Origin of the sequence: Litoribacterium kuwaitense, assembly GCF_011058155.1 — a bacterium.
GTDB lineage: Bacteria > Bacillota > Bacilli > Bacillales > DSM-28697 > Litoribacterium > Litoribacterium kuwaitense.
In genome coordinates this window covers 1-4,990 of record NZ_JAALFC010000079.1, presented here as the reverse complement: position 1 = coordinate 4,990, position 4,990 = coordinate 1, and the positions used below count along the sequence as shown (strand labels likewise).

The 4,990-nt window shown below is 37.8% G+C and carries 5 protein-coding genes and 1 pseudogene; 1 reads left to right on the top strand and 5 read right to left on the bottom strand.

Translation table 11 applies throughout. From position 1 onward, the window contains the following. A partial coding sequence (locus G4V62_RS18740; RefSeq protein WP_165205132.1) for a transposase occupies positions 1-187 on the top strand: 187 nt, incomplete at its 5' end. 100 nt (positions 188-287) lie between these two features. Here the strand turns inward: G4V62_RS18740 and G4V62_RS18735 are convergent. From G4V62_RS18735 to G4V62_RS18715, 5 genes and pseudogenes are all read right to left on the bottom strand, one after another. Beyond that, the gene (locus G4V62_RS18735) at positions 288-1,682 is read right to left on the bottom strand and encodes a DUF2971 domain-containing protein (protein WP_165205130.1); all 1,395 of its coding nucleotides are present in this window, start codon (positions 1,680-1,682) and stop codon (positions 288-290) included. Positions 1,683-1,905: 223 nt separating this feature from the next. Further along, a pseudogene (locus G4V62_RS18730) lies at positions 1,906-3,007 on the bottom strand (IS4 family transposase). A 123-nt stretch (positions 3,008-3,130) separates the two neighbouring features. Then, positions 3,131-3,625 (bottom strand): hypothetical protein, encoded by a 495-nt coding sequence (locus G4V62_RS18725; RefSeq protein WP_165205128.1) that lies wholly within the window; start codon positions 3,623-3,625, stop codon positions 3,131-3,133. Positions 3,626-3,844: 219 nt separating this feature from the next. Further along, positions 3,845-4,324, bottom strand: a complete 480-nt coding sequence (rlmH, locus tag G4V62_RS18720; RefSeq protein ID WP_165205126.1) for a 23S rRNA (pseudouridine(1915)-N(3))-methyltransferase RlmH — start codon at positions 4,322-4,324, stop codon at positions 3,845-3,847. A 70-nt stretch (positions 4,325-4,394) separates the two neighbouring features. Beyond that, on the bottom strand, positions 4,395-4,565 hold the full coding sequence (locus G4V62_RS18715) for a CxxH/CxxC protein (protein ID WP_212508851.1): 171 nt from the start codon (positions 4,563-4,565) through the stop codon (positions 4,395-4,397). Positions 4,566-4,990 lie beyond the last annotated feature (425 nt).

The following is a 4,990-nucleotide window of genomic DNA, read 5'->3' as shown; positions in this document are numbered from 1 at the left end:
GCGAACCGCTGTCGAAAGGGTCAACGCATATCTAAAAGAGTTCTTTGGGCTCAATCATGTCCGTCATCGGACAGGTAAGAAGGCAAGGCTTCATTTCCAGTTGGTGACGCTTGTTTATAATGCCTCCAGATTGGCCACAGATCGAATTAAAAAGATGAAAGCGGAACAAATGTCCAAGGCAGCGTGAATTAAAGCACGATATATTTTAAAAAAACATGTAAAACACCAAGGGACTACTCTACACTTTTTTTAAAAAGGGACTTATGAAATTTACTCACTTGGTAAAGTTATAGTTTTAAAGAGAGAATTTTCCTTGTATCCATTTCCTGTTTTTTATTTGAATATGCCATTTCGTAAAAATCAAACTGTTTTCTACCTTCTTTTTTACACTTCTCATTTACTATATCGATAATCTTTATTCTATCTTCTTTTGGTGTGTTAATTCCAAATATAATAGCTTCTAAAACCTCGAAATTGTATTCGAGCAGTCTATCTTTTGATTCACTGAACATTTCAAGAACACTACTCAAGATTATACGATATTCCCTCTCGTGTGACCACGCAGGTAACTTATTCAAATAAGCTGTTTCGAAGGACTCCCAGTGCCTAACCCTCCATTCTTCTTCATATGAAAACAAATGTTCACTACAAATACTTCGCTCCCCTTTTTCATTTGTATACCATTGTCTTTCTAAATGACCGACTGGTAGTCTTCCAATATTTCTAAAGAAATCTAATTCGTCAAATTCATTGGAGTAAATCATCTTTTTTAATGGAAACTCTACTGTTCCATATGTATTTCCTGATGATGAAAATCCTGTAATTGTTTTTAATTTTAGTGTAGGTTTTTCTTGGTCTTTTATTTTGTACTTTAAACAAACCCCCCTATGATTATCCCCATAAGTCCCCCAAATAGACGAATTTGTACAATTATCCATAAAGCAAGCTATATACGCTTCTGGATAAGTTAAGGCTTTTATCGCTTCTATATACATCTGTGGAAATTCAACACATATATTTTGCATTTTAATTGAACTATTTAATTTAATGACATGTTGAAAATCCATCTCTTTCATTACTTCATGCACTGCTTTCATTAAATGTTCATACATTTCCTGACCGTCAGGTAATTCACTTATTTTTTCCCAAATCGTAAAGAAAGCATCTGCCTGCTCATTATCACTTTTTAATTCATTAATATCTCCTGATGTTGGAATAAATCCATGTTTAGCATCTACTTCAAAAACAGCATTTAATGCGTATCTAAATAAAAATTTTAAATGAACATACAGCTCTTCCGAATAAATTTTGTATGGATTTTTGATGATAAAACTTAGATAGGATTGAACAAAACGATTGGAAAAGAATACTTCGTATACTTCCTGAATACGTTCCCTATATAAATCTGTTGGCAAATTTTCTAAACTTTTATAGATTGGAATGTCGTCTTTTGTTATCTGTTCATTTTCTTCAGTTAATCTTGCCAGTGTAACTACATGCTCTAAGCATAGAAGATAATGCTTTAGCAAATTTCTCCATACAATTTCGTCTCCCCGCCAGAAATATCGACGCATTCCTTCCATTGGATCATTTAGTTGTTCAGGGTGTGCAAAGTATATTTGCTGTTTTTGTAACTCTTGAAATTCTCCGATTAAGTTTGACACAGTTCTAAACCTATACATCACCATCCGCCTTTCCTTCACTTCTTAAAGTTAATCAATTATTATTGTTTTAACTATTATTTCTTCTATTATGAATCACTAGCGTTGCATAAATAGTGTTTGAATACTCAGTAAATATATCGTCATGGAAAAGTGCCAAAAAGGGAAAGCTTAAGCAAAGGTGGCACTGTCCATTTTGGTAAATATATACATTTAGGCAACAGGAGCGACAACAAGCCATTCGCTAAGTCTTCTCTTCAAAACGCCGAATCCATACGTAAGCTGGCTTCCAAATGGCAGCTTTTAGCCAGCAACTGATCCGAAGCAGTGTTTTCTTGCTTCCGATCTCCAGCTATATGAGTACGTGCAGACAATAGGTGCTTAGCGCTAGGTAAATTTGATTTTGGATCGCGGTTTCACTCATGCCATAAAAATGTTTGATCACCACATGCTGCTTAAGCCATTTGAAAAATAGTTCAATAGCCCAGCGTGAACGGTATACTTCACTAATTTCGTCCGCTTTCAAGTCAAACCGGTTAGTTATTAGCCGAAGAACATTCCCTTTGGTATCCATCACATCCAGCAAACGAAAAAGGTTCTCTGCCCGGCTTTGTGTCGTGCCGATATAAACCATTTTGTCAGATAATACTGTGCTGTCTTCAGGCAGCGAGAAGGATTCCACCTCACGAATGACGGCATTCTTCTTCAATCTGGAAACGAAGAAATGTCCATCATCTGTCATGCGATCGAAGCGTTCGTAGTCGACATAACCACGGTCAAACACATACATGGCTTCCTTGTCATCTACGAGCATAATTGGTTTCTATCATGTTCTTTCGCTGATGTAATGACTGCCTTTTCTGGATATACGGTATCCTTATCCATGAAGACAAGCCGTAAATGAAGCTTAACGCCTGCTTTAGTCTTCCTGAATTTTGCCCATTTGTAATTCGTCAAATTGAGTGGAAGCGTGCTTGAGTCAATGATTTTAAGTGGCAAGTTCCTTATACAAGACTGGCGAAATTCTTGAATCTTTCTTACAAGATCAAGAAACAGTGTTGAAAGAATTGTCGGATCCAGATCATTGTTCTTCCGGGAGAGGACGCACTGATGGATTCAAATCCTAGTGTTATTTGAAGGTCTTCATCCAATAGAGCATCGCTGATTGCATGCAGACTCTCCAGTTCGTGCAACTGGGCAAACAGTAAGAGCTTGATATACGCTTCTGTCGTTAGTTTCTTGGTGTAGTTATCCTGTTTAAGATATTCGACTTGTTCAGTCATTCTTTTCGTGTTTATGGGAGATACCCATTTACCAAATGATGAAAGTAGTGTATTCTTGTCCATAGTTGATGATCCTTTGCGTTGGATTTGGACAGGAACCACCTGACATTTCCATTGTAAAGGATTTTTTGTTGGCAAAACAAATAAACATTGAACATTTTTAGTATTTTGAATTACTACTTTTAATTAATGTAACGCTAGTGATACAGAAATAGTTACATCAGAATGAAAAACATCATTCAATACCTTTTGAGTCTTATCAAGCATTTGTACATCTGCTTCAAGGTTAATATCTGCAACAAATACATCTATCACCCCACCTTTTACAGTTTTAGAATCAAAATAAACTACATTTGGAACACAATTTTTAACTAAAAACTCTATATCTGAATGAGTTAACGAAGAAATATGTGCATTTCTTATTTCATTTGGTAGTTCATATAATCCCTTGTTTTGAAAAGGTGATTTTGAAAAAGGTTCAACTAAAACCCTTGTTCCTATTGGTCTGTTCTTCTCAACAATTTGTTTAGTCAAATCAATCATTTCTTCAGTGGCTTGTCCCTCTTTATTACCCACAAAAAGAGAAATAGTTCCTACACCACTCTCGATTGAATTAATTTTTTCTATTCCCCGTACTCTAAACAATACTGCTCTTTCTATCCGATATCGATCTAAACTCATAATTACCCTCCTTGCCTCACTAAATATGAATATATTTCTATAATACCAAAAAGCAGCAGAGCATTTTTGCTCTACTGCCTATTCACTAGGTACTCTTTAAAACCCTATTTTAAAAAGTTGAATCTCCAAGTAAAATGATATAAATTAAACGAAATACCAGTAATCACAACTTTTCTAGCCACTCTTTATCAAGCGCAACTTCAACTCTCTGCTTTACCACTATTTGTGATAAGCCCCGCCCCGCATAATCTTAAACGCCCGATACACCTGTTCAATGAGGACGAGGCGGGCGAGTTGGTGGGGTAAGGTCATTTTGGAGAGGCTGAGCTTGAGATTGGCGCGCTGGCGGACGGCAGGGCTGAGGCCGAGGGAGCCGCCGATGGCGAAGGCGATTTTGCTTTTGCCATAGGTGGCGAGGGTGTCTAATTTTTCGGAAAAGGCTTCGGAGGTGAGCTGCTGGCCGTCGAGGTCAAGCAAAATGAGGTGAGCGTCTGCTGGGATTTTAGCCAGGAGGCGCTCACCTTCTTTTGCTTTGACTTGTTCTTCTTCTTGGGCACTCAGTTTTTCGGATGCTTTTTCGTCGGCCACTTCGATGATATGGATTTTTGCAAATGGCTGTAAGCGTTTCACATATTCGTCAATGCCTTGCTTTAAGTATTTTTCCTTTAATTTCCCTACAGCTACAATTGAAATATCCACAGGTTATACTCTCCTTATCAACAGGGCGTCCACAAAAGTTATCCACATACCCACAGATTTTATCCACAACTTAAATGTCCGGACGGTTCGACACCACGTACTGTGCGTTTAATCGACAAAATTCGCAGCTTCCGTCTTCTGATACTGGTTGAATTGACGGCGCGGTCTCATATTCATCTACAATCATATCTAAAGCCAGTTCGACATGCTCCTGGCACACTTGGATGTCACGAATCGGCAATGGTCGCGCCTCCTCTTTTTGTTATCCACACTTGCTTCCGTTCACATTGTACCTGATTTTATGAGGGTGAGCAACGACTTATCCACAATTTAAGGTGCGCTGCTTATTCTTTCTAAGGGACGGCGAGATTTTCTTTTACTATAACATGTCTTTTCCTTTTCACGGTTCCTTTTTTATATCTACAGGTTTTTTCGCTGTCACCATCCATGCGAGCAAGGCAAAAGACTCGATGGTGCCATTTTTTGCTTCGATTCGAAAAGCGTCTTTGATTTGTTCAGGCGCTTGTTTAAATCGCCTAGCTATGTTTTCGATCGTTGCTTCGTCACTGTGAATATCGGTGTTAAAATCCTCAATAATAACGGTTTAAAATTCCCCAGTTTTCACTGATAATCTAACTCGACAGAGATAGATTGGAAGTGTTGGAA